The organism is Kitasatospora sp. NPDC086009 (assembly GCF_044540385.1).
GTDB lineage: Bacteria > Actinomycetota > Actinomycetes > Streptomycetales > Streptomycetaceae > Kitasatospora.
On record NZ_JBITSA010000003.1, the window covers coordinates 533309 to 558418 of the forward strand.

Sequence of the window (25110 nt, forward strand, 5' to 3'; positions counted from 1 at the left end):
CGGCGTTGTCGAGGGGGTCAGACGGAGGCGGGTGGGGCGGTGGCGGTGCCGGCGGTGGTGCCGAGGGTGCGTTCGGCCTTGGCGACGGCGGCGCGGTAGTAGAGGGAGGCGAGTTGGGAGGAGGGGTCGTCGCGCTGGTAGAAGCCGTAGGAGAGGGCGACGGTGCCGAAGCGTTCGACCGCGAGGTAGCCGCTGAGCGGGACGCCGGCGAGGGTGCCGTCGAGACGGACGGCGGGGGCGTCCTTGCGGTCGCCCAGGGTGACGGGGGTGACGGTGAAGGTCACGGAGGCGTCGGTCCCGTCGTTGAAGGTGAGGCTGTGGCAGTCGGTGAACGCGTCGGACACCACGGTGAGGTCGCTGGTGAGTTGGGTGGCGTCCTCGGCGGTGAGCGACTCGGTCAGCATCGGGTTGCCGTCGGGGCCGTCGAACTCGATCTCCTGGTGCGGCAGTTGAGAGGACGGCCCGGATTCGTTCCCGTTCAGCAGGGCGCGGAGCGCGTCGCAGCCGGCGACCGGGGAGGCGCCGCCCGCCGCCGTCGGGCTGTCGGCGACCGGGACTTCGGAGAAGTTCGGGCCGAGTTCGGTGTTGCTCAGCAGGGCCGCCTTCAGCTGGTCGGCCGTGGGGAGCTGGCCGGCCGGCGCGGCCGCCCGGATCGTCACGGCCGACGGGGCCGCGGAGCCGGTGGCGATACCGGCCGCCCCGAAGGTGAGCACGGTGACCACGGCTGCGGCGGTGAGGGCGAGGAGAGGCCTCGGGTGAGACATACGGCCCCCGATCGGGAGTCGGGCAGGGACAGGCACTCAGTGTCCCACCGGGCCTGCGGCCGCGCCCGCCCACGCGGCATCGTCGCAGGTCAGGCCGTAGGGAGGCCAGGTCGGGACGGGTCCGCGGGCAGGGCGGCCCGGGTCTCGGTGAGCCACTCCACCCAGAAGGACTCCAGCCCGATTCCGGCCCGCAGTACGGCGTGCCGCAGCCGGTCCCCGTCGGCCGGCTCGTCGCCCTCAGCGGGCCGGCCACCCTCCGCCGCCCGGCCCGACGGGAAGTCCCGCCGCTCGATCTCCCGGTAGTCGGCCAACTGCGCACGGTGCAGCGCGAGGTGGCGGGCCAGCTCGGCGTCGAGCCCGGCCGTGCCGACCACCGCCGCCGCGCGCAGCCGCAGCAACAGCGGCTCGCGGACGGCCTTCGGGTCGTCCCCGCCGGCCGTCCACCGTTCGAGCTCGGCGCGGCCTGCGGGCAGGACGTCGTACTCCTTCTTCTGCCCCCGCGCCGGACCGTCCTGCGGGAGTGCCCGGATCAGCCCGGCCGTCTCCAGCCGGCCGAGCTCCCGGTAGATCTGCTGATGGGTGGCGGACCAGAAGAACCCGATCGACCTGTCGAACCGCCTGGTCAGCTCCAGCCCCGAGGACGGCTTCTCCAGCAGGGCGGTCAGGATGGCGTGCGGCAGGGACATGCCCCGATCCTAGATCCCACCGGAGCACCCGCCCCCGTCAGATCGTGGCGGCCAGTTCGGTGCCCTGCTTCACGGCGCGCTTGGCGTCGAGTTCGGCGGCCACGTCGGCGCCGCCGATCAGGTGGGGGGTGATGCCGAGCTCGCGCAGGGCGGCGTCCAGGTCGCGGCGGGGTTCCTGGCCGGTGCAGAGGACGACGGTGTCCACGGGCAGGAGCTGCCGTTCGCCGTCCACGACGAAGTGCAGGCCGGCGTCGTCGATCAGTTCGTAGCTCGCGCCGGCGACCATGGTGACGCCGCGGTGCTTGAGCTCGGTGCGGTGGATCCAGCCGGTGGTCTTGCCTAGGCCCGCCCCGACCTTGGTGGCCTTGCGCTGCATCAGGTGGACGCTGCGCGGGGGGCGGGGCGGCTCGGGGCGGGTGAGGCCGCCGCGCTCGCGGTACTCCGGGTCGATGCCCCACTTGCGGTGGAACACCGGCGGGTTGAGGCTGGCGGCGTCGCCCTGGTCGGTGAGGTACTCGGCGACGTCGAAGCCGATGCCGCCCGCGCCGAGGACGGCGACCCGCTCGCCGACGGGCGCGCCGTCGCGCAGCACGTCCAGGTAGCCGACGACGCTGGGGTGGTCGATGCCCGGGAGGTCGGCCGGGGTGCGCGGGGTGACGCCGGTGGCGAGGACGATCTCGTCGAAGCCCTCGGCGGCGAGCCGCTCCGCGTCGACCAGTGCGCCGAGACGCAGCTCGACCGCCAACTCGGCCAGCCGGGTGCGGTAGTAGCGCAGCGTCTCGTCGAACTCCTCCTTGCCGGGGATCCGCCGGGCCACGTTCAGCTGGCCGCCGACGGTGTCGGCGGCGTCGAACAGGGTGACGCCGTGGCCGCGTTCGGCGGCGGAGACGGCGAAGGCGAGCCCGGCCGGGCCGGCGCCGACGACGCCGATCCGCTTGCGCCGCTTGGTCGGTGCGAGGACGAGTTCGGTCTCGTGGCAGGCGCGCGGGTTGACCAGGCAGGAGGTGATCTGCCCGCTGAAGGTGTGGTCCAGGCAGGCCTGGTTGCAGCCGATGCAGGTGTTGATGGCGGCGGAGCGGTCGCCCCGCGCCTTGGCGACGAAGTCGGGGTCGGCGAGCAGCGGGCGGGCCAGCGAGACGAGGTCGGCGCAGCCGTCGGCGAGCAACTGCTCGGCGATCTCGGGGGTGTTGATGCGGTTGCTGGTGACGAGCGGGATGCCGACCGAGCCCATCACCTTCTTCGTCACCCAGGCGTAGGCGCCGCGCGGGACGGAGGTGGCGATGGTGGGGATCCGCGCCTCGTGCCAGCCGATGCCGGAGTTGATGATGGTCGCGCCGGCCGCCTCGACGGCCTGGGCGAGCCGGACGACCTCGGCGAGGGTGGAGCCACCGGGGACGAGGTCGAGCATGGAGAGGCGGTAGACCAGGATGAAGTCGGGGCCGACCCGCTCGCGGACCCGGCGGACGATCTCGACCGGGAAGCGCATCCGGTTCTCGTAGGCGCCGCCCCACTCGTCCTCGCGGTGGTTGGTGGCGGCGGCGGTGAACTCGTTGATCAGGTAGCCCTCGGAGCCCATGATCTCGACGCCGTCGTAGCCGGCCCGCTGCGCGAGGGCGGCGCAGCGGACGAAGTCCTCGATCGTCTGCTCGACCTGCTCGGCGGTGAGGGCGTTCGGCACGTACGGGCTGATCGGGGCCTGGAGGGCGCTGGGCGCGACCAGGTCGGGGTGGTAGGCGTAGCGGCCGAAGTGCAGGATCTGCATCGCGATGCGGCCGCCGGCGGCGTGCACGGCGTCGGTGACGACGCGGTGCCGGTCGGCCTCCGCCTCGGTGGTGAGCATGGCGCCGCCGCCCCAGGGCCGGCCGGCCTCGTTGGGGGCGATGCCGCCGGTGACGATCAGGCCGACGCCGCCGCGGGCGCGCTCGGCGTAGAACGCGGCCATCCGTTCGAAGCCGTTCGGCGCCTCTTCCAGGCCGACGTGCATCGATCCCATGATCACGCGGTTGGGGAGGGTGGTGAAGCCGAGGTCGAGCGGGCTCAGCAGGTGCGGGTACGGCTTCCGGGCCCGGTGGGGGTCGGTGCTCATCGGCGTCTCCTGTGCGGCGTGCGGCGGCTCGTTGTTACCACACGGTAGGGGACGTGGAGCCGAGTATGCAACTAGTTGCATAAACGCGGCCCTACGGGGGACGACGGCCGGCCCCGCCCGGCCGCGTCCGAAATTGCCTGACCACCCGTCAGCTCGGGGCCGGATGTGCGTAGGGTTCCTCCTCGGCGGGGGTTCGGAGGAACCCCGGGACCGGTGGGGGTTCGAAGGAACCCCGGGGAGGGGACGACTGTGCGAGGCGGATCGATAGCCGTGGTCGGCGGCAGCATCGCGGGGTGCGCGTTCGCGCGGGCGGCCGCCCGGGGCGGGGCGGAGCGGGTGGTCGTGCTGGAGCGCAGCCCCGGCCGGCTGGAGGACCGCGGCGTCGGCCTCTGCGTCCTGGAGGACCGCTTCGTCGAACTGGCCGGCGCCGGCCACCTCGACGACGGCATGCGGTGGCACCGGCTGACCGAACGGCACTGGCTGGCGCGCGATCCCGACGGCGGGGGCGGACCGCGCGGACGGCTGCTCTGGGCGCAGGGGATGCCGTTCCGCTCCTACCACTGGGGCGTGCTGTGGCAGTCGCTGCGCGAACGCACCCCGGACAGTGTGGAGTTCCGGCTCGGCGAGGCCGTCCCCGCCGTCGGGAACGGCGCCTCCGGTGCCGGCGCCCCGGGCACCGGCACCGACCACGCCTGGGTGACCGGCGCGGCCGGCGGACGCGAGCCGTACGACCTGGTGATCGGCGCCGACGGGTACCGGTCGGTGGTCCGCGAGGCCGTCTGCCCCGAGGCCCGGCCCGAGTACGCGGGCTATGTCTGCTGGCGCGGCAGCTTCGACGCCCGGCTGCTGGACGGGCTGCCCGGCGGCGCGGCACTCTGGCCGGAGCACGAGGTGATCACGGTCTGCTACCCCGGCGGCCAGGTGGTGCTCTACCGCATACCCGGCCTGACCCCGGGCTCCACCCAGGTCAACTTCGTCTTCTACGCGCCGACCCCGGCCTGGCTGCGGCCGGGCGACCCGACCAGCGTCCCGGCCGGCGCGCTCACCGGCGGGCAGTTCGAGGAACTGGCCGAGCTGGCCGAGCGCCACCTGCCCTCCTACTGGGCGGGGGTCGTCGCGCTCTCCCCCCGCGAGCGGACCTTCATCCAGCCGATCTACGACCTCGCGGCGCCGCGCCGGACCGCCGGGCGCCTGCTGCTCGCCGGGGACGCGGCCACCGTCGTCCGCCCGCACAACACCAGCGGCGCGGTCAAGGCCGTGCAGGACGCCTGCGCCTTCGAGGACGCCTGGCGGGCGGCGGACTCCTGGGCGGAGCTGCTGCCCGCGTACGACCGCGAACGCGGCACGGTGGGGCGGGAGATGGTCGAGGTCGGCCGACGGCTCGGGCGGGCCCAGGTGACCGGGGCGCCCGACTGGGCGGCCATGGACGAGGGCGCGATGACCGCGTGGTGGCGCCAACAGGTCGCCGGTACGGGCGGGTTCGGCGGCCATGCGCTCGGTCGTCCACCGACTGGGCGTCAGAACCCCTGAATGTCACCGTGTTTCACCCCCGGACCGGCGCGCCGACGGTCCGGGGGTGGCGCCGGCGTCTCAGACGTTGACGCCGTAATCGGTGGCGATGCCGCGCAGGCCGGAGGCGTACCCCTGGCCGATGGCGCGGAACTTCCACTCGGCGCCGTTGCGGTACAGCTCGCCGAAGACCATCGCGGTCTCGGTCGAGGCGTCCTCGGAGAGGTCGTACCGGGCGATCTCCTGGCCGTTGGCCTGGTTGACGATCCGGATGAACGCGTTGCGGACCTGGCCGAAGCTCTGCAGGCGGGCGTCGGCGTCGTAGATCGACACGGGGAAGACCACCTTGGCCACCCCGGCCGGCACCGCGTCGAGGTCGACCCTGATCTGCTCGTCGTCGCCGTCGCCGCCACCGGTCAGGTTGTCGCCGCTGTGCTCGACCGACCCCTCGGGGCTGCGCAGGTTGTTGAAGAAGACGAAGTGCTGGTCCGAGACCACCTTGCCGAGCGCGTTGCAGAGCAGTGCGCTCGCGTCCAGGTCGTAGTCGGCCCCGGTGGTGGTCCGCACGTCCCAGCCCAGACCGACGATGACGGCGGTCAGGCCCGGCGCCTCCTTGGTCAGCGAGACATTGCCACCCTTGGCCAGCGAAACTCCCACGATGCCCTCCTCGGTTGCTCTCCCTCCGAAAGAATCTACAACACTGTAGAGATCACGAGAATCCATCCGACCTGATGCGCCCCCGTCGTGCGCCCCCGGCAGCATCCACCCGCGCGCGCCCCGGCCGCCCGACCTGCTCCCCGCACGTCGCCGAGCTACTCACCGGGCTCCGCCGCCGCCACCGCCTCGACCGCCGCCACCTCGACCGCCGCCGCCCCCGCCCCCGCGAGCAGCTCGGCGACGTGCGGCGGCAGCAGGCAGGCCTGCCGCGCCAGCAGGTCGACGAAGGCCGCCGTCAGCGGATCCGGCCGGGTCCGGGTGTACGCCGCGAGCGGGCGCCGCACGGGCGGCTCGGGCAGGCGGACCAGGCCGTCGAAGCCCGGCGGGACGAGGTTGGCGGGCACCAGGGCCGGCCCCAGCCCGGCCGCGGCCAGCAGCGGCGCGGCGGCCGTCTGCTCGGTCCGCACCGCGGCCCTCGGCCGGAACCCGGCCTCCGCGCACGCCCCGTCGAGCAGGTCGGCGAGGCCGTTGCCCGGCGCGTAGTGCACCCAGTCGCGCCCGGACAGGTCCGCCAGCCGGACCACCCGGCCCGCCGGCCCCGCGTCCGGTTCGGCCGGCAGCGCCAGCACGAACTCCTCGACGCCCAGCTCCCGGATCGGCCCCTCCCAGTCCGGCGGCGGCGTACCGACCGCGACGTCGGCCTGACCGGCCGCCATCGCCGCGCGCAGCTCGTCGGTGTGGGCGTACTCGCGCAGCCGGATCCGCACCTTCGGGTGGAGCCGGTGCCAGGCCCGCAGCACCGGCGGCAGGATGCCGAGGCTGATCGAGTAGACGGTGGCGAGTTCGAGCTCGCCACCGTCCAGACCGGCCGCGAGACGGGCCGCGGTGCGCAGGCGCTCGGCGTCGGCGAGCGCGGCGCGGGCGTGCGGGAGCACCGCCCGGCCCATCGGCGTCAACCGGACGGCACGCGGCAGGCGCTCCAGCAGCGTCCCGCCGACGGCCCGCTCCAGTGCCCGTACCTGGTGCGAGAGCGCGGGCTGGGTGACGTGCAGCAGCTCGGCGGCCCGGGTGAACGAACCGGTGTCGACGACGGTCACCAGGTATTCGAGCTGTCGGAGAGTAGCCATGCACAGAGTTTATGGCTCGGCGAAAAGACAAGCCTTGGACGCATCGGTGCAGCTCGGCGCAGGGTGGAACACGAAACCGCCCTCCTTCTCCCGGAGTATCGATCATGACCGCCACCTCCCCTGCCACCGCGCCCGCCCTCGCCCCCGCCGCCCTCGAAGGGCGCCGCGTCGTGGTCGTCGGCGCCGGCTCGAACACCGGTCGCGCGCTCGCCCGCACCGCCTCCGCGGCCGGCGCCGAACTGGTCCTGGCCGGCCCCGACCCGCGCAAGCTGGAGTGGACCGCCGGCGAGCTGTCCGGCCCGTCCCGGGTCGTCCCCGTGGACCTCACCGACGAGGCGTCGATCGCCGCCCTCGCCGCCGCGACCGGCCGGTTCGACCACCTGGTCTCGACCGCCGCGATGCCCGCCAACGGCCCGCTCGCCGCACTCGAACTCGCCGACGTCCAGCGCGCGTTCGCGGCCAAGGTGGTCGGCCCGCTGCTGCTCGCGAAGCACCTGGCCGGCCAGGCCGCGACCGACGGGCCGGACGGCGCCTCGTTCACCTTCTTCTCCGGCGTCGCCGCGTGGCGCCCGGCGCCCGCCCGCACGGTGATGGCCGCCACCAACGGCGCGCTGGCCTTCCTGGTGCAGGCCCTCGCGGTCGAGATCGCCCCGGTCCGGGTCAACGCCGTCTCCCCCGGCATCGTGGACAGCGGCGCCTGGGACCGGATGGGCACCGACAAGGAGCCGTTCCTGCGCGCGGTCGCCGAGCGCAATCCCGCCCGCCGGGTCGGCAGCCCGGACGACCTGGTCCGCGCCGTCCTCTTCTCGATGGCCAGCCCGTTCGTCACCGGAACGGTCCTGCACGTCGACGGCGGCGGCCGCCTGGTCTGACCGCGAAGGCCGTGGGGGGGCCCGGCGCCCCGCACCAGGTGGCGGAGCACGCGCTCCGGCCACGCCGCGAGGTCCGGCCTAGACTGGCCGTGCGGGCCAGGACCCCCGCGCGGGAGGTGCCATGCGCCGCCGGTACAGCTTCCACCTCGACCGGGCGGGCCGGTCCGTCACCGTGAACGTCCGCTCGGGCTGGATCACCGAGACCGAACTGCTGGTGGACGGCCGGGAGTGTGCCTTCCACCGCGTCCACGGCCACGGCCTCTACCCGCTCACCCTGGCCGTCCGGCTGCCCGAGGAGCCCCCGCTGCCGGTCTCGGTCCGGCTGGAACGGACCGGCTCGGCGGAGCACCCGCTCACCTGCACGGTCGACCTGGACGGCACCGTCCACCCGGTGCCGGAACGCGTCGAGCAGTGAGGCGTTCCGGCGCCGGGCGTTGAAGGCCGGGCGGCGAGAGCCCGGCGGTGAGGGTCGGGCGTTCCGGCGCCCAACGGCGAGGGCCCGGCGATGAGGCCCCGTGGCCGGCCGCTACCCCGCGAGGGACTGCTCCACGATCTCCTCCACCGCCGCCCGGGCCCGGGCAGCGTCCGCCGCGACCAGGCCGATCCGGGTCCGCCGGTCGAGCACGTCCCCGGCGTCCAGGGCGCCCTCGTGCGTCACCGCGTAGGCGATCTCGGCACGGGTCACGTCGATGCCCTCGGCGATCGGCTCGGCGCCGCCCGCCGCCAGGACCTCACGGGCCGCGCCGCCGTGCCGGGCGAGCAGCGAGGCGGGCACTCCGCCCTCCGGCACCGGCCGGCTGTCCCGGTGCCCGGGCGCGCCGACCAGGGGCAGCCGGGCCGTCCAGCAGTCGCGGGCCGGCAGGCCGCGCAGGCGGACGGCGGTGTCCACCGCGTCCTCGGCCATCCGCCGGTAGGTGGTGAGCTTGCCGCCGACCACCGTGATCACCCCGGACGGGGACTCCAGCACCGCGTGCCGGCGGGAGATGTCCGCCGTGCTGCCGCCGCCGGTGTCGATCAGCGGCCGCAGCCCGGCGTAGGCGCCGCGCACGTCCGCCCTGGTCAACTCGGTGGCCAGGGCCGCGTTGACGGTGTCGAGGAGGAAGTCGAGCTCGGCCTCGGTCGGCTGCGGCTCGTCCGGGACCGGTCCCGGCGCGTCCTCGTCGGTCAGCCCGATCGCCACCCGGCCGAGCTGCTGCGGCAGCGCGAAGACGAACCGGCTGGTCGAGCCCGGCACCGGCACGGTGAGCGCGGCGACGGGGTGGCCGAGCGCGGCCGCGTCGACCAGCAGATGGGTGCCCCGGCTGGGCCGCAGCCGGATCGACGGGTCGACCTCGCCCGCCCAGACACCGGTGGCGTTGACGACCGCGCCGGCGGTGACGACCAGGGACTGCCCGGTCAGGCTGTCGACCAGCCGGACCGAGCTGCCGGTGACCTCCTCCGCCCGGACCCGGGTCAGCACGGTGGCGCCGTACTGCGCGGCCGTCCTGGCCAGCGCCACCACCAGCCGTGCGTCGTCGACCAGTTGGCCGTCGTGCGCCACCAGCGCACCCGCCAGGCCCACCGACCGTACGCCGGGCACCAGTTGGCGGGCCCGGGCGGCGTCCACCCGGCGCATCCGGGGCAGCACCGCCCCGGGCGTGCGCGCGCTCACCCGCAGCGCGTCGCCCGCGAGGAAACCGGCCCGGACCAGCGACGCCTGCCCGGGGCGCAGCAACCCCGGGAGCAGCGGGACGAGTTGCGGCAGCGGGCGGACCAGGTGCGGGGCGGTGCGGGTCATCAGCACGCCGCGCTCGACGGCGCTCTCCCGGGCCACGCCGATCCGCCCGGAGGCGAGGTAGCGCAGGCCGCCGTGGACCAGCTTGGAGCTCCACCGACTGGTGCCGAAGGCCAGGTCGCGGGCCTCGACGAGGACGACCCGGAGTCCGCGCGCGGCCGCGTCCAGCGCGACCCCGACGCCGGTCACTCCACCACCGACGACCAGCAGGTCGACGGCCGGGGTGGTGGCGAGCGCGTCCAGCTCCACCTCCCGCCGACGGGAGCTGAGTCGGGTGGTTCCGGCGAAAGGCCCGGCGTTGATCGTCATGGCGCGAGGTATCCGTTCGTCACGGCGTGCAGGGTATGACGCGAGCGGTCAGGGGGCGTTCGACCGCAGGGCAGGCGGCCGCGAGGCGGGCGGTCACCGGGCGGGCGGCCGCGAGGCGGGCCGCCGTCCCGACCCGAACCCCCCGAGCGGTCACGGCGCGAGGTAACCGTTCAGCGCCCGGGCCAGCTCGCGCCGCCAGGCCGCCTCCGGCAGCAGCTGCGCCACCATGCGGTGCGACTGGACGGTGGACTGGGCGATCAGCAGCACCATCGCGGCCAGCTCGACGGGCTCGCCGGCGCGGACCGAGCCGTGCGCCTGGCCCTGCTCGATGCCCGTGCGCAACGCCTCCAGCAGCCCGAGCTGGCTGGTGCCGAGCCGCTCGACGACGTACTCGAAGAGCGCGTCGGAGTCGGCCGAGCGCAGCAGGGCGGCGAGCACCGGGTGGTCGCGCAGCCGGACGGCGACCTCGACGACGCCCTCGACGAAGGCGGCGCGGTCCTCGCCCACCAGCGGGACGGTGGCCTGGGTCGCCAGGATCTCCCGGGTGAGCAGGGCTCCGATCACCGCCCGGACGTCCGGCCAGCGCCGGTAGACGGTCGGCCGGCTGACCCCGGCGCGCCGGGCGATCTCGGCCAACTGCGTGCGGCGCACGCCGAGGTGGACGATCAGCTCGGCGGCGGCGTCGAGAATGGCGTCATCGGTACTGCGCGGCTCGGCCGCACGCGGCTCGGCCCCCGGCGGCTCGGCTCCACGCTGCGCAGGGCCGCGCGCCTCCGCGCCATGGGCCTTTGCGCCGCGCGACTCGGTGCCCGCCCCGGGGCCGACCGGGCGGTCGTCGTGATCATCGTTACTACTTGACATGATGTGTGAAACTGTAACGCATGGCACCTGAGACGCAAGCGGGACCGGCCCACGCCGCGCTGCCGCTCCCCCCGATGAAGTGGGACGCCTGGGGCGACCCGGCCCTCGCCAAGGAGCTGTCGGCCGACATCAAAGCCCTGCTGGCCGCCGCCCTCGGCGTCACCGGCGACGCGGCCCCCGGGCCCGCCGCCGAGGAGGTCACCCTGCGGCCCTCGCGGCTGATCGAGGCTGACCTGAAGGCGCTGGCCGCCGTGGTCGGCGAGACCCACGTCAGCGCGGCCCCCGCGGACCGCCTCCCCCGCGCGGGCGGCAAGTCCACCCCCGACCTGCTGCGCCGCCGCGGCCGCGAGCCGCAGGACGCGCCGGACGCCGTCGTGCTGCCGGGCGGCGAGGACGAGATCGCCGCCCTGCTCGCGCTCTGCGCCGAGCGCCGGATCGCCGTGGTCCCGTTCGGCGGCGGCACCAGCGTGGTCGGCGGGCTCGACCCGGAGCGCGGCGGCCTCACCGCCGTCGTCTCGCTCGACCTGCGCCGCCTCGACGGGCTACTCGACCTGGACGCCACCTCCGGCGAGGCCGTCCTGGGCGCGGGCCTGACCGGCCCGGCGGCCGAGGCGCTGCTCGCCGAGCACGGCTTCGAACTCGGCCACTACCCGCAGAGCTTCCGCTTCGCCACCATCGGCGGCTTCGCGGCCACCCGCTCCTCCGGCCAGGACTCCGCCGGGTACGGGCGCTTCGACGAGATGGTGCGCGGCCTGCGGGTCGTCACCCCGGCGGGCGTGCTGGACCTCGGCCGCGCCCCCGCCTCCGCCGCCGGCCCCGACCTGCGTGAACTCTTCCTCGGCTCGGAGGGCACGCTGGGCGTGATCACCGCCGTCCGCGTCCGGATCCACCCGGTGCCCGCCGTGAAGGCCTACGAGGCGTGGTCCTTCCCGGACTTCGCCACCGGCGCGGCCGCACTGCGCGCGGTCGAGCAGCAGGACACCGGTCCGACGGTGATCCGGCTCTCCGACGAGGCCGAGACCATGGTCAACCTCGCGATGACGGAGAAGATCGGCGGCGAGCCCGCCGTCACCGGCTGCCTGGCGGTCACCGTCTTCGAGGGCTCCGCCGACCAGGTCGCGACCCGTCACCGGCTCACCCGGGACGTCCTGCTCGCCGCCGGCGCCACCTCGCTCGGCGAGGCACCGGCCCGGGCCTGGGAGCACGGCCGGTTCAACGCGCCGTACCTGCGTGACTCGCTGCTGAGCGCGGGAGCACTCTGCGAGACCCTGGAGACCGCGACCGACTGGCGACGGCTCGCCGACCTCCGCCTGGCGGTCACCACCGCGCTGACCGGCGCCCTGCCCGGCGCCCTCGTGCTCTGCCACATCTCGCACGTCTACCCGACCGGCGCCTCGCTCTACTTCACCGTCGTCGCCGCGCTCGGCGAGGAGCCGCTCGCCCGCTGGGCCGTCGCCAAGCGCGCCGCCGGGGACGCCATCCTCGCCAACGGCGGCACCATCACCCACCACCACGCCGTCGGCGCCGACCACCGGCCCTGGATGGCCGAGGAGATCGGCGAGCTGGGCGTCCGCATCCTGCGGGCGGTCAAGGCCGAGCTGGACCCGGTGGGCATCCTCAACCCCGGCAAGCTGATCCCATGACCGACCGGAGAACCATCACCCGGGTCGTTCTCCTCACCAACCCGGCCGCGGCCGCCGGCCACGCCGAGCCGGCGGCCCGCCGCGCCACCGACCGGCTGCGCGCCCTGGGCGTCGAGGTCGACGCCCGGGCGGGCTCGTCGGCCCAGGAGTCGCTCGACCTGGCCCGCGCGGCCGTCTCCGCCGGCTCCTGCGACGCCCTGGTGGTCGTCGGCGGCGACGGGATGATCAACCTCGGCCTCCAGGCCGCCGCGGGGACGGACGTCCCCCTGGGCGTCGTCCCGGCGGGCACCGGCAACGACCACGCCCGCGCGTACGGGCTGCCGCGCGGCGAGCCGGAGGCGGCGGCCGACGTCATCGCCGCCGGCCGCACCCGCACGGTGGACCTCGGCCGGATCACCTCGGCGGACGGCACGCGGCGCTGGTTCGGCTCCGTCCTCGCCAGCGGCTTCGACTCACTGGTCAGCGACCGCACCAACCGGCTGCGCTGGCCGCACGGCAGGATGCGCTACAACCTCGCCATCCTGGTCGAGTTCGCCAACCTCCGCCCACTCCCCTTCCGCCTCACCCTCGCCGACGGCACCGTCATCGCGCGCGACCTCACCCTCGCGGCCGTCGGCAACACCAGCAGCTACGGCGGCGGCATGCTCATCTGCCCCACCGCCGACCCCACCGACGGCCTGCTCGACATCACCCTGGTCGACGCCATGCCCCGCCACCGCATCGCCCGCTTCTTCCCCACCCTCTTCAAGGGCACCCACGTCGATCACCCGGAGGTCACCACCCACCGCACGCCCTCGCTGCGGATCGACTCCCCCGGCATCACCGCGTACGCCGACGGCGAGTTCATGGCCGCCCTGCCGGTCGACGTCGAGGCCGTCCCCGGCGCCCTGCACCTGCTTACCCCGGCCTGAAACCCGGCCTGAAATCCGGCCTGAGACCGCCCTGAAACCGGCCTGAGGTCCGGCCCGGGCTGTCCCACCCCTCTTCCGGGCAACGAACGCCCCTGCTTCGGTGGGACTCGCCGCGACGTCCGGGGCGATGAGCCGAGCGTCCCCGGCCTCCGCGCAGGGAGTCGGACCGGCCGACTTCCTGTGCGGAGGTGCCCGGCGGAGGGGGCCGGGGCCTCACCTCCCGGCAGTCACCAGCCGCGGGACCGGTCCGCCGCGGCCGCCCGCAGCCGCCTCACCTCGGCGATCAGGCGGGGGACGTCCTGGCGGGCGGCCGCGATGAAGTCGATGTCCGCGTCGAGCCTCGGGTCCTGTCCGGGCAGTTGGGTGCCCTCGACGAAGCGGCTGACGTAGATCTCGTCGTCCGGCTCCGCCTCGGGGCGGACCTGGATGAAGCTGTCGCCGCCGACGCCGTGGCGACCCTCCAGCCAGGCGGTCCACGGGCCCGGCGCCGCCGCGGCGGCGCGCCGTTCCATTGCGCTGAGGTCTTCCTCCGTCAACGGTCCGTCAGCTGTCATGCGCCGATCCTCCCGTCACCCCGCCCGGATGTCCACGTGCCGGGCCCGGGGACGGGCGTCATCCGGCCGGTCCCGACGGCCGGGTGCGCGCGGTCAGCCGACGAGCCGCCGGCGCCAGTCCAGCGGTCGCACCTCGACGGCACTGGCGGGGTCGCCGTCCCAGTCCGCCGGCAGGCCGGCCACCGCCAGGGCGGCCACCACTTCACGGCCGACGGCGGCGGTGGTCTCCGCCGAGTCGTCGAAGCCCCCGTAGTCCAGCGACAGCCCGTGGCCGGCGGCGGCCGCGTCGGTGCTCTGGGAGTGGAAGTAGACGAAGCCCCGGGCGTCCGGCGAGCCGACGCCGGCGATCTCGGCCTGTCCGCAGGAGTGGCAGCAGGTGAAGTTCTCGCGGGCCGTGATGCCGGCCGCCTCCAGTGCCGTGAAGGCACGGGTGAGCCGGTCGGCGTCCGTCTCGCCCTCCCAGCCGGCCTGCTCCTCGGCCCGCTCGCGCCACATCCGGTCGACCAGGGCCCGGGCCTGCGCGGGCGAGACCGGTCGCCGGTCACCCTTGACCAGGTAGTCCTCCGCCAGTTCGGCGAGTTCGGCCCGGGTCGCGTAGCCGCCGGCCAGGCTCTGGCGGAGGCGGTCCTCCAGCTGCCTGCGGTCGTCGTCGGGCAGCTCCAGCGGCGGCGCCGGCGTCTCGGGCTCCGGTGTCAGGTCGAGCCGCTGCCAGGCCAGGCCGGCGTCCCAGCCGTCCGCCCGGCGGGCCCAGCCCGTCATCGCGGCGATCACCGGGCCGGGGTCGTCGAGCAGCACCCGGAAATGGCGGTCGTTCGAGCCCTCGCGGTGCTCCAGGGTGTAGTCGCCGCCGGCCTCGTGCCAGACCTGGACGAACACCTCGGCGGGGCCGGAAATCCGCTCCACCACCAGGAAGCGGTCGCCCGGCCCGCCGATCCGGCGCACCAGTGCGGCCAGCTCCTCGGCGGTCACCCGAAGGTGGCGCTCCCCGTTCTCCGTCTGCACCTCGATCGCCAGCATGCGGGCCACTGTCGCACAGCCCACTGACACGTCATCGGGGAGGTCCCTGCCGCACAGGGGACACCTGCCTCATGTGTCCGGGACTCCGGGCACCGAACCATGGACGCATGCCCCCCACGGGACGCTCTTCCTCCGACCCGGGGAAGTCGTCCGGAAAGGAAGCTCCGTGGCCATCCTCGGACAGTCCAACTGGCGGTACTGCGGCAAGTGCTTCGGCCTCTGGTTCAACGGGAACCCGACCAACGGCGTCTGCCCCGCCGGCGGTGCGCACACCTCCTCGGGCAGCTTCGACTACCTCCTGCCCGCCAACAACTTCAGCGGCGTCGCGCCCGCGGGCGCCGGGAAGGAGGCCGCGACGGAGGACGACGACGGCGCCTGACCCCTCGCACGCCGCGGACCCCGGGCCGATTCGGCCCGGGGTCCGCGGTACGGACGACGAGTCAGCCCTTCGGGGCCGGCGAGGGGAGCGCACCGGACACCAGCGGCCACTCGCGGTGGAACGGCGGCAGCGGGAGCTTGCCCTCGATGATCGGGGTGCCGAAGACCTTCAGATGGGCGAGCAGCGCGCCGTTCAGGTCGACCCCGCCCAGCAGGTCCCAGCTGCCCTGGAGTTGGGGCGCGCCGCCCGGGACGTCCACGGTGAGCGAGCCGTCGGCCCGGGCCCGCAGGTACGGGGCCACGGTGGCCTCGACGCCGACCGTGTCGTACAGGCCGACGCTCACCTCGGCGCCCAGCGCGGCCCGGGCGGCCGCCTTGCCGGTCAGCCGCACGTGGACCGGGGAGACCTTGGTGTCGGCGGCGTCGGTGGACGACGTCCAGCCGCGCCCGCCGGCGTAGTCGGCGTGCACCGCCCAGGTACCGGTGACCTCCTGTTCGGCCTCCAGGTGGACCTGGCCGTCGGCGCTGACCTCCAGGTAGCAGGTGAGCCCGAGGTTCACCACGACCGGCAGGCCGGCCACCGTGATGACCGGGCTGGCCTGGAGCTTGGCGAAGGGCACCCGGATCGGTGCGGCGCCGGTGCCACGGGCGAAGTCACCGGTGACCTTCCACTGGGCGTGGGCGCCCAGGTCGAAGCCGATCGACGCGGTGCGCGGACTGCCCGCGCCGGCACCGTGGTAGGCGAAGTGCACGGCGGGGTGGAGCTGGAGGGAGCCGGAGGCGTCGGCGCTCAGCCCCTCGGGGAGCGGGATCGGCGCCTTGACGTCGACCTCCAGCGTGCCGGAAGCGTCGGCCGTGGTGGTGCCGTTCTCCCGGCCGGCGGTCGCCTTGACGTCCTTGACCAGGGGCGTCACCTTGATCGCCTGGGGGTCGACGGCCACCTTGCCGTCCGCCTCGGCCCCGCCGAGCAGTTCGGTCAGCGTCGCGGGCCGGGTCGCCAGGGAGACCGACCCGCCGCTCGCCGAACGGACGGCCGTGACGGCGACCAGGGCACCCTGCGGCGCGGCGGCCGTCGGCGGGCTGGCGATCAGCTGACCGGGCCGGACGGCCTCGACCGCGGCCGTCGACCCCGGCGAGGGGCTCGCGAACGGGCTAGCGGACGGGCTAGCGGACGAACCGGCGGACGGGCTCGCCGACGGACCCGCCGAGGGTGCCGACGGCCCCGCGGCCGCCAGGACCGCCGTACCGGCGGCCGGGTCGTACGCGGTGAGCTGGAGGTTCCGGGCCGCCGGGGAGACGGCCGTGCCGTCCGCACCGGGCACGCCGACGGCGGCCTGCTGCGCGCCCGGCTGCGCCGCCGCCACCGGCAAGGTGGTGGCGGCGGGACGCCCGGAGGCGGTGGACGCGCTGGCCGGGGTGGCGGCCCGGGCCTGCGGCGAACCGGTCGGGGTGACGGCGGCGACCGGGTGGCCGGCACCGGAGGCCGAGGCGGCGACCGGGGCACCGCCGGTCGCGTCGGCCGTCGGGGAGCCCGGCTGGTCGCCCGAGGTCGGCCCGCACGCGGCGACACCGAGCAGCACCAGTGAGACGAGGGCAGGGCGGACCGCCATGCCGAGGGAACTCTTCAACAGGACTCTTTCGGAGCGGCGGACGAGGACACGACCGCCCGTGATCAGTGGAGGCAGGGAGGCGGCTCGCACGGCCGCGCCGCCATGTTACTGACGAGGAATCATCTTGTCGAAGTCATGCACATGCCCCACTGACACCAGGACTGACCCTCAACTCATCATCTGGAGAGGCGAGTTGACGCCAGGAAGACGCGCCGACCCCGACCTTCGACGGGCCTCGGTCCCCCGCCAACCCGTCGACCGGCGGGGTCCGCACCCCCGCCGACCGGGTGGCGCCCGACCCCGTCGCCCGGCCGCCGGCGCCCACTGCGGCGGCCCTCGCCCGCACCGGGCGGTGCTACGGCGGCCGGCTGCCGTACCCGCCGGACCCCGCCGACTACCGGTCCGGGCTGCTGGACGTGCGGAAGGCGGCGGCCGGGGCGGGCCGTGACCCGGAGGCGATCACCCCCGCCCTCTTCGTCTCGGTCCGCGTGGACGAGGACGTGGCCGCCGGGCGCCCGACGCCTACGCACGGGCCGACTACGGCCTGCCGCTGGAGGGGTCGGAGCGGATCCAGGCGCTCGTGACCGGCACGCCGGAGGACGTCGTGGCCGGCCTCGCCCGGTACCGGGACGCGGGGGCCCGCCATGTCGTCGTCCGCCCGGGCGCGCTCGACCTCGCCGACCAGCGCGACCAACTGCGACGGCTCGCCGCACTGCTGCCCGAACTGGCTCGTCAGTCCTGCCTGGAGGACCGGGCGGCCCGGGTCAGATTCCCCGCTTCGCCGTGATCACCCGGTCGTCGATCGCGGACAGCAGGGCGGCGTGGTCGGCCTCGGTCCGGTCGGCGTAACTGACGGCGAAGTCGGCGATCGCCTCCGCGAAGGTGTCCGACGAGCCCAGGTAGCCGGCGATGGCGAGCCGGTCGCCGGAGCGGGCGTGGGCGCGGGCCAGCGCGCGGCCGCAGAGGTCCGCGTAATCCCGCAGACCGGACCTCGTCATGTCGGCGATCTCCACCGAACCCTTCATGTCCCGCAGTTGGCGCCCGTAGTAGTGGCGGCCGGCCGGGCCGGTGGTCCAGCCGAGGAAGATGTCGCTGACGGCCTGCATCAGGTGCTGGCCGACCACCACCCGGCGGCCGCCGTGGGTACCGGTCACCTCGGCGTCGACCCGGCTGCCGGCGGGCAGGTGGTCCTCCAGGACCGACCGGGTGGCCTCCTTGACCTGGAGGAAGAGCGGATCCCGGGCGTCGCGCCCCTCCAGCAGGATGATGTAGCAGCGGGTCCCGACACTGCCGACGCCGACCACCTTGCGCGCCGCGTCGACGAACTGGAACCGGTCGAGCAGGACGCGGCGGTCCTCGCTGAGGGTGGCCCGGTAGTCGCTGAAGATCTGCCCGACGGCACCGAACTCGTTCTTCGTCAGCGGCTGGATCAGCGGCGGCTCGCTGATGATGTGGCGCTGGCCGTCCCGTTCCTCGGTGAGCTTGCCGAAGGCCTGCAGGCTGGTGCGGCGCCGGGCGTGCGCCATACCGGCCTCGACCCGCTTGCGGCGCTTGGACCTGCTGATCAGCGGGAGGAGGTCCTCGGTGTCGATCCGGGCGTACCAGACGTCGAGTTCGCCCATCGCCGCCAGCCGCCGCATCGCGGTGGCGTAGCCGAGCGCGGCGGTCAGCGCGGCCCGGCGGACGTGCGCCTCGTCGTTGCCGTTGTCGCGGGCCGCGACGGCGGCGCTCGCGGCGAGCCGTTTGACGTCCCACTCGAACGGGCCGGGGTAGGTCTCGTCGAAGTCGTTCAGGCCGAAGAGCAGCGCCCGCTCCGGCGAGGCGTACATGCCGAAGTTCGCCAGGTGGGCGTCACCGCAGAGCTGGACGGTGATGCCGGTGTCGGGGACGGCGGCGAGGTCGGCGGCCAGCACGGCGGCCGCGCCGCGCAGGAAGGCGAAGGCGGAGTCGGCCATCCGGCCGTAGCGGATCGGCAGCAGTTCGGCGACCCGGTCCGCCCCCTGCCGCTCCAGCACGGCGATCGGGTCGGGCCGGTCGGCCGCGGGGATCCAGCGGCCGTGGGCCGAGCGCGAGACCCGTTCGCGGGCGGCCCGGCCGCGCCGGCGGCGTTCGGCGGGACTGGTCATGCGCGCGCTCCTCGGTCGGACGGCAGGGCCGGTGCCCCTCCCGCGACGCTAGGTCAACCGCGGGGGCCCGGCACGTCGAGGCGCCGGCGGGCGGGACGGCCGCCCGCCGGCGCGCGGCCGAACGGGTGAGGGGACGGAGCGGTGGCCACCGGCCCGGCCGGCGCGCTACTCCACGACGAAGTCCGCCATCATCGCCATGTCCTCGTGCTCCAGGTTGTGGCAGTGCAGCATGTACGTCCCCGGGTAGTCCGTGAAGCGGACCAGGACCTCGACCGACTCGGCCGGCCGCAGGTCCACGGTGTCCTTCCAGCCGGCGTCGTAGCGGCCGGGTTCGGCGCCGTTGCGCGAGAGCACCTGGAAGGGGTCCAGGTGCAGGTGGACGGGGTGGTGGACGTCGGTGAAGAAGCGCCACTTCTCGACGGTGCCGAGGGCGGGCCGGGCCAGCGAACGGCCCGGCTGGTAGGGCTGGTTGTTGATCGTCCAGCCGTCGTTGCGGCTGCGGCGGAAGCCGAAGGTCCGGGTGGTCACGGCGGCGGCCGGATCGAGCCGTTCGAGGGTGCAGAGCCGCTCGGGCACGGCCGAGTCGTCGGTGACGGTCCGCGAGGACACGTCGAACACCATCACCTCGGCGTCCCGGTCGGTGCCGAACCGGTTCATCAGGCGGACCGACGTCCCCGGCGGATAGCGGGCGAAGTCGACCACCAGGTCGAAGCGTTCGGCCGGGGCGATCTCCAGCGCGTCGTGCGCCAGCGGGGCCTCCAGCAGGCCGCCGTCGCCGCCGATCTGCACCAGCGCGTCGCCGCCGGAGGGCTGCGGATCGAGTTCGAGGCGGTAGAGGCGGGCGTTGGAGGCGTTCAGCACGCGCAGCCGGTAGCGGGCGCGGTCCACCGCGAGCCGGGGCCAGGGGGCGCCGTTGACCAGGATGACGTCGCCGAGGACGCCGTTCATGTAGTCGTCGGTGACGCCCGGGACGGCCAGCGCGGCATCGGTGGCCGGGTACTGGAAGGAGCCGTCCTCGGCGAAGGAGCGGTCGGCGAGCATCAGCGGGACGTCGCGTTCGCCGCGCGGCAGCGGCAGCGCGTCCTCCTCGTCGTCGTGGACGAGGTGGAAGCCGGCCAGGCCCCGCCAGACGGCGGGGCCGGTGAAGCCCATCCGGTGGTCGTGGTACCAGAGCGTGGCCGCGCGCTGGTGGTTCGGATAGGTGTAGGTGCGCTCGCCGTCGGCGGTCCGGGCGGCGGCCGGGTGGTGCTCCATCCCCGGCATGCCCGCCATCCCGGCCATGTCCTGGGCGCCCCGGGCACCGCCGCCCCCGACCGGCAGCAGCAGGTCGGTCGGGTAGCCGTCGCTGTCCGCCGGGGTGTGGCCGCCGTGCAGGTGGACCACCGAGGGCACCGGCAGCTCGTTGCGGTGGCGGACCACGCTCTGCCGCCCGGCCCGCACGGCGAAGGTCGGACCGGGGAAGCTGCCGCCGTACGTCCAGGCCTCGGTCCGCAGGCCGGGCAGGATCTCCAGCCGCGCGCTCCGCTGGGTGATCTCGTAGTAGTCGGTGGTGCCGTCGGTACGGACCGGTTGCAGCACGGGCGGCACCGGGAGCGGCACCTGGAACGGGGCGGGCGGCTCCATCGCGCTGAGCAGCAGCCGGCCCGGCCGGGCCTCGGCCAGCAGTCGGGTGGCCGAGGGGAGGGCGAAGGCCCCGATCCCGCCGGTGCCGACCACGGCCGCGCCGATGCCCAGGAAGCGGCGGCGGTTCACTGGGCGACCTCCACCGGTCCGCCCGGGCGGGGCAGCCGGCCGGCGCCCTCGGGGTCGGCCGCGGCGGCGCCGGCGCGGGCCGGCAGCGGCAGCCGCCAGGCACCGACCAGGCCGGCCAGGATGCCGCCGACCAGCAGCACACCGAGCACCACGTGCACCCCGATCGCGCGGTTGTAGCCGACGGCGGTCTGCAGGGTCACCGTCGCCACCAGGAGCACCGAGAGCCACAACGGCCCGCGCGGGCCGCGCCGGTCACGGCCGGGCCGCCGGACCAGCGCCCCCGCCACGAGCTGGCAGCACGCCGCGACGAGCACCGCCCGCGCGGCGGCCTCGTGCAGCACGAGCGACTCGTAGTGGCCGTTGAGGTAGCTGCCGGCCAGCACGGTCTGCAGGACGGCCAGCGCGGCCAGCGCGGTGGCGCTCGCCCGCAGCAGGATCAGCGGCCGACGGGGCGCGGGGGCCACGGGAGGACTGCTCATGGGTGGGCTTCTCTCTGCTCGGCCGTGAGGCGGGAACCGGTGCGGGAGGGTGCGAAGGGGCTGCGGAACGACGGCGGAGGAACGGCGGCGGTAGGAACCGGTGCGGAACGGGTGCGGGAAACGGCCCGGCGGGCCTGGCGGAGGGGAAACGGCAAACGCCTCCGGAGGCGGCTCGGCCCCGGACGGCGCGGCCGACACCGTAACCGACCGGGCTCCCGGATCCGTGGCGCCGAACCGGGGGCAGGTCGATCACCACCCCGTTGCGCCCGCCTGGGCCGGAGCCCTCACCCGAACGGGCGGTACGCCACCCGCGCGCACCGCCCCTCCCGCCACCCCGAGGCCGCCCCGAGGCCCACACCCCCACCCCCCGGCCCACCCGGACGGGCGGTGCGCCACCCTCGCGCACCGCCCGTCCCGCCGTCAGGAGCCCCCAGGGGTCCGCGCTACTGCCGGCCCCCGCCCGCCGCCACCGGGTTGGCCCGCAGCAGGAGGCGGGCCGGCAGGCCGGTCGAGCCGAGGCAGAGCAGCACCGCTCCGGCGGCCAGCGGCAGCGCGAGGCCGACCGGGATGTGCGGCGCCGAGCCGGTGATGCCCCGGGTGATCGGCAGCAGGGTGACCCAGGCGATCACCGCACCGACCGCCAGCCCGGTCGCGGCGACCAGCAGCGCCTCCCAGCGCATCATGCCGCGCACCTGACGGCGGGTCGTCCCGGCCAGGCGGAGCAGCGCCACCTCCCGGCGGCGGTCCAGCACCGTCATCGCCAGGGTGTTGGCGGCGGTGACGGCGGCGAAGCCGCCCAGCACACCGGCCATCACCGCGTTCGCCCAGGCGCCGATCTCCTGCGCCTTGTCGGCCTGGGCGACGAAGCCGGCCCGGTCGGCGACGGTGGTCGCGCCGGCGCCGGAGAGGTTGCCCAGTGCGGCGGCCACGGCGGCCCGGTCGGCACCGGGGGCGTCCGCGACCAGCAGTTGGCTGTCGTAGCCGGCGGTGACGTGCTCCGCGACGGCCGCCCGGGGCAGCAGCACCTGACCGAAGCCGAGGCCGCGCTCGTAGGTGGCGACCACGGTGGGCTTGACCGGGGTGCCGTCACCGAGCCAGAGCGGGGCGCGGTCGCCGACCGTGACGCCGAGGGCGTCGGCCAGACCGGCGTCCAGGGCGACGGTGTCGGCCGAACGGGCGAGCTCGGCCAGCGAGCCGCTCTTCACCCCGAGGTCGAGCACCGCGGGGAGCTTCGCCGGGTCGCCGCTGATGCCGAGCGTGTTGGCGGTGCCGAGCATGCTGCCGTCGCGGTAGACCGTGCTGGTGCGCAGCACGCCGACGGCGGCGTCCACGCCGGGCACCTTGGCGGCGCGGTCGGCGCTGCCGGCGGGCAGGCCGGGGCCGGTCGAGCCGACCACGTGGTCGGCGGTGATGCCGGTGCGCACCTGCTCGCCGGTGACGTGGGTGATGGTGCTCTGCATGAAGAGCAGGGTGCCGCAGAAGGCGGTGACCATGACGATCGGCGTGATCGCGGAGGCCAGCCGGCGGGCGTTGGCCCGGGTGTTGTCGACGGCGAGCGAACCGGGCGCGCCGGCCCCGGCCCGCAGCGGGAGACCGAACACCCCGGCGGCGACCCCGGCCACCCAGGGACCGAGCAGGGCGACGGCCATCAGGAAGCACATCACCACGCCCAGGGCGGTGTTGGCGGCCTTCGAGCCGTCCAGGCCGGCCGCGACGGCGGCGAGCGAGACACCCCCGGCGGCGAAGAGCAGCCCGACCACGGTCCGGACCGTGCCGGGGCGGCCGGCCTCGACCGCCGCCGCGCCGAGGGCCTGGCTGGGCCGCAGCCGGGACGGGCGGCGGGAGGCGAAGAAGCCGGCGGTCAGCGCGGCGATCGTGCAGGTCGCCACGGCGGCGAGCATCGGGATCGGGCCGACGTCCAGCGGCACGGCCGCCGGGACGGCGCCGCGGTCGGCCAGCTCGCCGAACCACCAGCGGGCCAGCGCGAGGCCGGGGAGGATGCCGAGGGCGCCGGCGATCGGTGCCACCAGCACCGCCTCGGTGGCGATGGTGCGGCGGATCTGGCGCGGGGTGGCGCCGATGGCGCGCAGCAGGGCGAACTCCCGGGCCCGCTGGCCGGTCGCCAGGGCGACGGTGCTCATCACGACGAACACCGCGGTCATGGTGGCGATGCCGCCGAAGGAGCCGCCGAGGGCGGTGAGCATGGTCCGGCTCTCGGCGAGCAGCGGCTGCTCGACGGCGCCGCGGGCGTCGCCGGTGAGCACCTCGGCGTCGCCGCCGACGGCCTGGCGGACCTGGGCGGCGAGGGTCTTGGCGGTGACGCCGTCGCGGGGGACGACGGCGATCGCGTCGACCCGGCCCGGGTGGCCGGAGATCCGGTCGGCGACCTGGTCGGCGAACCACGCGGTGGCGGCCGGATGCTGCGGGCCCGCCCCCGGGGAGGCGGCGAGGCCGGAGATCCGGTAGGTGCCGGCGCCACCGGGCCCGTTCAGTGCGAGGGTGGCGCCCGGCGCGAGGTGGGCGGCGTGCGCGGTGTCGACGTCCAGGACGACCTCGCCCGCGCCCGGCGCACGGCCCTCGACCAGCTTCTCGCCCGCTCCGGCGATGCCGAGGGCGGCGATGCCCCGGCCGGTCAGACCGGGCACGCCGGGGGCGGAGCCGGCCGGGATCGGGAAGGCGGTGTCCGGCCGGGCGGCCGCGACGCCGGGCTGGGCCGCGATCCGCCCGGCCAGCGCCGCGTCGACCCGGGCCCGCTCGGGGACGGGCAGGCTCTCGACGTCCTCGTCCCCACCGGTCTTGACGGTGATCTCGACGGCCGCGTCCGGCGCGACCAGCACCGGGGCGGCGGCGTAGCGGCTCGGCGGCACGCTCGCGGTGAGGCCGGTCTGCAGCAGCGTGCCGCAGGCCGTCACGATGGCCGCGCCGAGCAGCAGGGCCAGGAAGGTGCCGACGAAGGAGGCCGGCCGGAAGCGCACCGAGGCGCGCGCGAGTCCGTTGCTCATGCCGCCGCTCCGACCGGGCGCGCAGCCAGCGTGACCATGCGGTCGGCGACGGCGTTCGGGTCCGGGTGGTACAGCTCGCCGGCGAACGCGCCGTCGGCGAGGAACACGGCGCGGTCCGCGAAGGAGGCCGCCACCGGGTCGTGGGTGACCATGACCACGGTCGCGCCCATGGTGTCCACGGCGCGGCGCAGCAGGCCGAGCACCTCGTGCGCGGTGCGGGTGTCCAGCGCGCCGGTCGGCTCGTCGGCGAAGACCACGTCCGGGTCGGTGATCAGCGCGCGGGCGATCGCCACCCGCTGCTGCTGGCCGCCGGAGAGCTGGCCGGGCCGCCGGCCGGCGTGCTCGCCGAGACCGACCTGGGCGAGCAACTCCCGCGCCCGGGCACGGTCCTGGCGCTCACCGGCGAGGCGCTGCGGGAGCAGCACGTTCTGCTGGACCGTCAGCGAGGGCAGCAGGTTGAAGGACTGGAAGATGAAGCCGATCCGGCTGCGGCGCAGCTTGGTGAGCCGGTTCTCGCTCAGCCGGGTGATCTCCTCGCCGCCGAGGTAGACCTCGCCGCCGTCCGGGCGGTCCAGGCCGGCCGCGCACTGCAGGAAGGTGCTCTTGCCGGAGCCGGACGGCCCCATCACCGCGGTGAAGCTGCCCCGGTCCAGCGACAGGTCGATCCCGCGCAGGGCGTGCACGACGTCGCCGCCGCGGCCGTAGCTGCGCCGTACCGCCCGCAGCTCGATCGCTGCGTGGGCGCCGGGGCGGCCGTACGGCTCGGTCTGGGGGTGCTGGCGGCGTGCCATGGAGGGGCCTTCCTTCGGGAATCGTCGCTGGTCGTCGACGTGTTCCAGCCTAGGAAGGGCGGGTGCTCCGAACCATGGAGGCCGCTGGCGGACGGACCGGGGGGTTATCCCCACCCCGTTCCCCCCGCCTTGCCCCCGGCCCGCAGCCCCGGAGTTCTTTCGGGGTTCGTCCGAGTTCTACGGACCGACGGAACGCTCGGGA

General features: G+C 75.4%; 22 protein-coding genes. 7 read left to right on the forward strand and 15 right to left on the reverse strand.

Going from position 1 to position 25110, the window contains the following annotated elements; all coding sequences use genetic code 11:
• Positions 1–17 precede the first annotated feature (17 nt).
• From ACIF6L_RS11480 to ACIF6L_RS11490, 3 genes are all read right to left on the reverse strand, one after another.
• Complete coding sequence (locus ACIF6L_RS11480) at positions 18–764, reverse strand: hypothetical protein (RefSeq protein ID WP_396488075.1); 747 nt, start codon at positions 762–764, stop codon at positions 18–20.
• Positions 765–853: 89 nt separating this feature from the next.
• Positions 854–1450 carry a PadR family transcriptional regulator gene (locus ACIF6L_RS11485; RefSeq protein ID WP_329490343.1) on the reverse strand — a complete coding sequence of 199 codons (597 nt, stop codon included), beginning with the start codon at positions 1448–1450 and terminating at the stop codon, positions 854–856.
• Positions 1451–1487: 37 nt separating this feature from the next.
• Positions 1488–3536 carry an FAD-dependent oxidoreductase gene (locus ACIF6L_RS11490; protein WP_396488077.1) on the reverse strand — a complete coding sequence of 683 codons (2049 nt, stop codon included), beginning with the start codon at positions 3534–3536 and terminating at the stop codon, positions 1488–1490.
• A gap of 249 nt (positions 3537–3785) precedes the next feature.
• Between ACIF6L_RS11490 and ACIF6L_RS11495 the strand changes: the two genes are divergently transcribed.
• On the forward strand, positions 3786–5066 hold the full coding sequence (locus tag ACIF6L_RS11495; RefSeq protein WP_396488079.1) for an FAD-dependent monooxygenase: 1281 nt from the start codon (positions 3786–3788) through the stop codon (positions 5064–5066).
• Between the two features lie 60 nt (positions 5067–5126).
• On the opposite strand, the gene ACIF6L_RS11500 is transcribed toward ACIF6L_RS11495, so the two are convergent.
• Both ACIF6L_RS11500 and ACIF6L_RS11505 read right to left on the reverse strand, forming a co-directional pair.
• Positions 5127–5702, reverse strand: coding sequence for a TerD family protein (locus tag ACIF6L_RS11500; protein WP_329490340.1), 576 nt, complete (start codon positions 5700–5702; stop codon positions 5127–5129).
• Positions 5703–5857: 155 nt separating this feature from the next.
• On the reverse strand, positions 5858–6829 hold the full coding sequence (locus ACIF6L_RS11505) for a LysR family transcriptional regulator (protein WP_396488081.1): 972 nt from the start codon (positions 6827–6829) through the stop codon (positions 5858–5860).
• Between the two features lie 104 nt (positions 6830–6933).
• Between ACIF6L_RS11505 and ACIF6L_RS11510 the strand changes: the two genes are divergently transcribed.
• The gene (locus tag ACIF6L_RS11510; RefSeq protein ID WP_329490338.1) at positions 6934–7701 is read left to right on the forward strand and encodes an SDR family oxidoreductase; all 768 of its coding nucleotides are present in this window, start codon (positions 6934–6936) and stop codon (positions 7699–7701) included.
• Between the two features lie 121 nt (positions 7702–7822).
• A complete protein-coding gene (locus ACIF6L_RS11515) occupies positions 7823–8116 on the forward strand; it encodes a hypothetical protein (protein WP_352287575.1) in 294 nt (97 codons plus the stop codon).
• Between the two features lie 111 nt (positions 8117–8227).
• On the opposite strand, the gene ACIF6L_RS11520 is transcribed toward ACIF6L_RS11515, so the two are convergent.
• Both ACIF6L_RS11520 and ACIF6L_RS11525 read right to left on the reverse strand, forming a co-directional pair.
• On the reverse strand, positions 8228–9784 hold the full coding sequence (locus ACIF6L_RS11520; protein WP_396488083.1) for a glycerol-3-phosphate dehydrogenase/oxidase: 1557 nt from the start codon (positions 9782–9784) through the stop codon (positions 8228–8230).
• A gap of 150 nt (positions 9785–9934) precedes the next feature.
• Complete coding sequence (locus ACIF6L_RS11525) at positions 9935–10645, reverse strand: TetR/AcrR family transcriptional regulator (protein ID WP_396488085.1); 711 nt, start codon at positions 10643–10645, stop codon at positions 9935–9937.
• Between the two features lie 20 nt (positions 10646–10665).
• Between ACIF6L_RS11525 and ACIF6L_RS11530 the strand changes: the two genes are divergently transcribed.
• Together ACIF6L_RS11530 and ACIF6L_RS11535 are read left to right on the forward strand one after the other, a co-directional pair.
• Positions 10666–12288 carry an FAD-binding oxidoreductase gene (locus ACIF6L_RS11530; RefSeq protein WP_396488086.1) on the forward strand — a complete coding sequence of 541 codons (1623 nt, stop codon included), beginning with the start codon at positions 10666–10668 and terminating at the stop codon, positions 12286–12288.
• Entirely contained in the window at positions 12285–13199 is a 915-nt protein-coding gene (locus ACIF6L_RS11535) for a diacylglycerol kinase (RefSeq protein ID WP_329490333.1), read from the forward strand. The genes ACIF6L_RS11530 and ACIF6L_RS11535 overlap by 4 nt, the downstream gene beginning before the upstream one ends.
• A 227-nt stretch (positions 13200–13426) precedes the next feature.
• Here the strand turns inward: ACIF6L_RS11535 and ACIF6L_RS11540 are convergent, their stop codons facing one another.
• The gene (locus ACIF6L_RS11540; RefSeq protein ID WP_396488088.1) at positions 13427–13753 is read right to left on the reverse strand and encodes a hypothetical protein; all 327 of its coding nucleotides are present in this window, start codon (positions 13751–13753) and stop codon (positions 13427–13429) included.
• A gap of 93 nt (positions 13754–13846) precedes the next feature.
• A complete protein-coding gene (locus ACIF6L_RS11545) occupies positions 13847–14770 on the reverse strand; it encodes a DUF6891 domain-containing protein (RefSeq protein ID WP_396488089.1) in 924 nt (307 codons plus the stop codon).
• Positions 14771–14936: 166 nt separating this feature from the next.
• Here ACIF6L_RS11545 and ACIF6L_RS11550 point away from each other — a divergent pair, with 166 nt between their 5' ends.
• The gene (locus ACIF6L_RS11550) at positions 14937–15149 is read left to right on the forward strand and encodes a hypothetical protein (RefSeq protein WP_329490330.1); all 213 of its coding nucleotides are present in this window, start codon (positions 14937–14939) and stop codon (positions 15147–15149) included.
• Positions 15150–15210: 61 nt separating this feature from the next.
• Here the strand turns inward: ACIF6L_RS11550 and ACIF6L_RS11555 are convergent, their stop codons facing one another.
• The gene (locus tag ACIF6L_RS11555) at positions 15211–16776 is read right to left on the reverse strand and encodes a hypothetical protein (protein ID WP_396488091.1); all 1566 of its coding nucleotides are present in this window, start codon (positions 16774–16776) and stop codon (positions 15211–15213) included.
• Between the two features lie 562 nt (positions 16777–17338).
• On the opposite strand from ACIF6L_RS11555, the gene ACIF6L_RS11560 reads away from it, so the two are divergent.
• A complete protein-coding gene (locus tag ACIF6L_RS11560; protein WP_396488093.1) occupies positions 17339–17545 on the forward strand; it encodes a hypothetical protein in 207 nt (68 codons plus the stop codon).
• Here ACIF6L_RS11560 and ACIF6L_RS11565 read toward each other — a convergent pair.
• The 5 genes from ACIF6L_RS11565 to ACIF6L_RS11585 all read right to left on the reverse strand — a co-directional run bounded on the left by ACIF6L_RS11565 (position 17523) and on the right by ACIF6L_RS11585 (position 24908).
• Positions 17523–18884, reverse strand: coding sequence for a DUF2252 domain-containing protein (locus ACIF6L_RS11565; RefSeq protein ID WP_329490327.1), 1362 nt, complete (start codon positions 18882–18884; stop codon positions 17523–17525). The two genes, ACIF6L_RS11560 and ACIF6L_RS11565, sit on opposite strands and share 23 nt — an antisense overlap.
• A 165-nt stretch (positions 18885–19049) precedes the next feature.
• Positions 19050–20636: a multicopper oxidase family protein gene (locus ACIF6L_RS11570; protein ID WP_396488095.1), complete on the reverse strand. Its 1587-nt coding sequence runs from the start codon at positions 20634–20636 to the stop codon at positions 19050–19052.
• The gene (locus tag ACIF6L_RS11575) at positions 20633–21115 is read right to left on the reverse strand and encodes a hypothetical protein (protein WP_359805337.1); all 483 of its coding nucleotides are present in this window, start codon (positions 21113–21115) and stop codon (positions 20633–20635) included. The genes ACIF6L_RS11570 and ACIF6L_RS11575 overlap by 4 nt, the downstream gene beginning before the upstream one ends.
• Before the next feature lie 443 nt (positions 21116–21558).
• A complete protein-coding gene (locus tag ACIF6L_RS11580) occupies positions 21559–24117 on the reverse strand; it encodes an FtsX-like permease family protein (RefSeq protein WP_396488096.1) in 2559 nt (852 codons plus the stop codon).
• Complete coding sequence (locus tag ACIF6L_RS11585) at positions 24114–24908, reverse strand: ABC transporter ATP-binding protein (protein WP_329490323.1); 795 nt, start codon at positions 24906–24908, stop codon at positions 24114–24116. Before ACIF6L_RS11585 ends, ACIF6L_RS11580 begins: the two co-directional genes overlap by 4 nt.
• Positions 24909–25110: the final 202 nt, after the last annotated feature.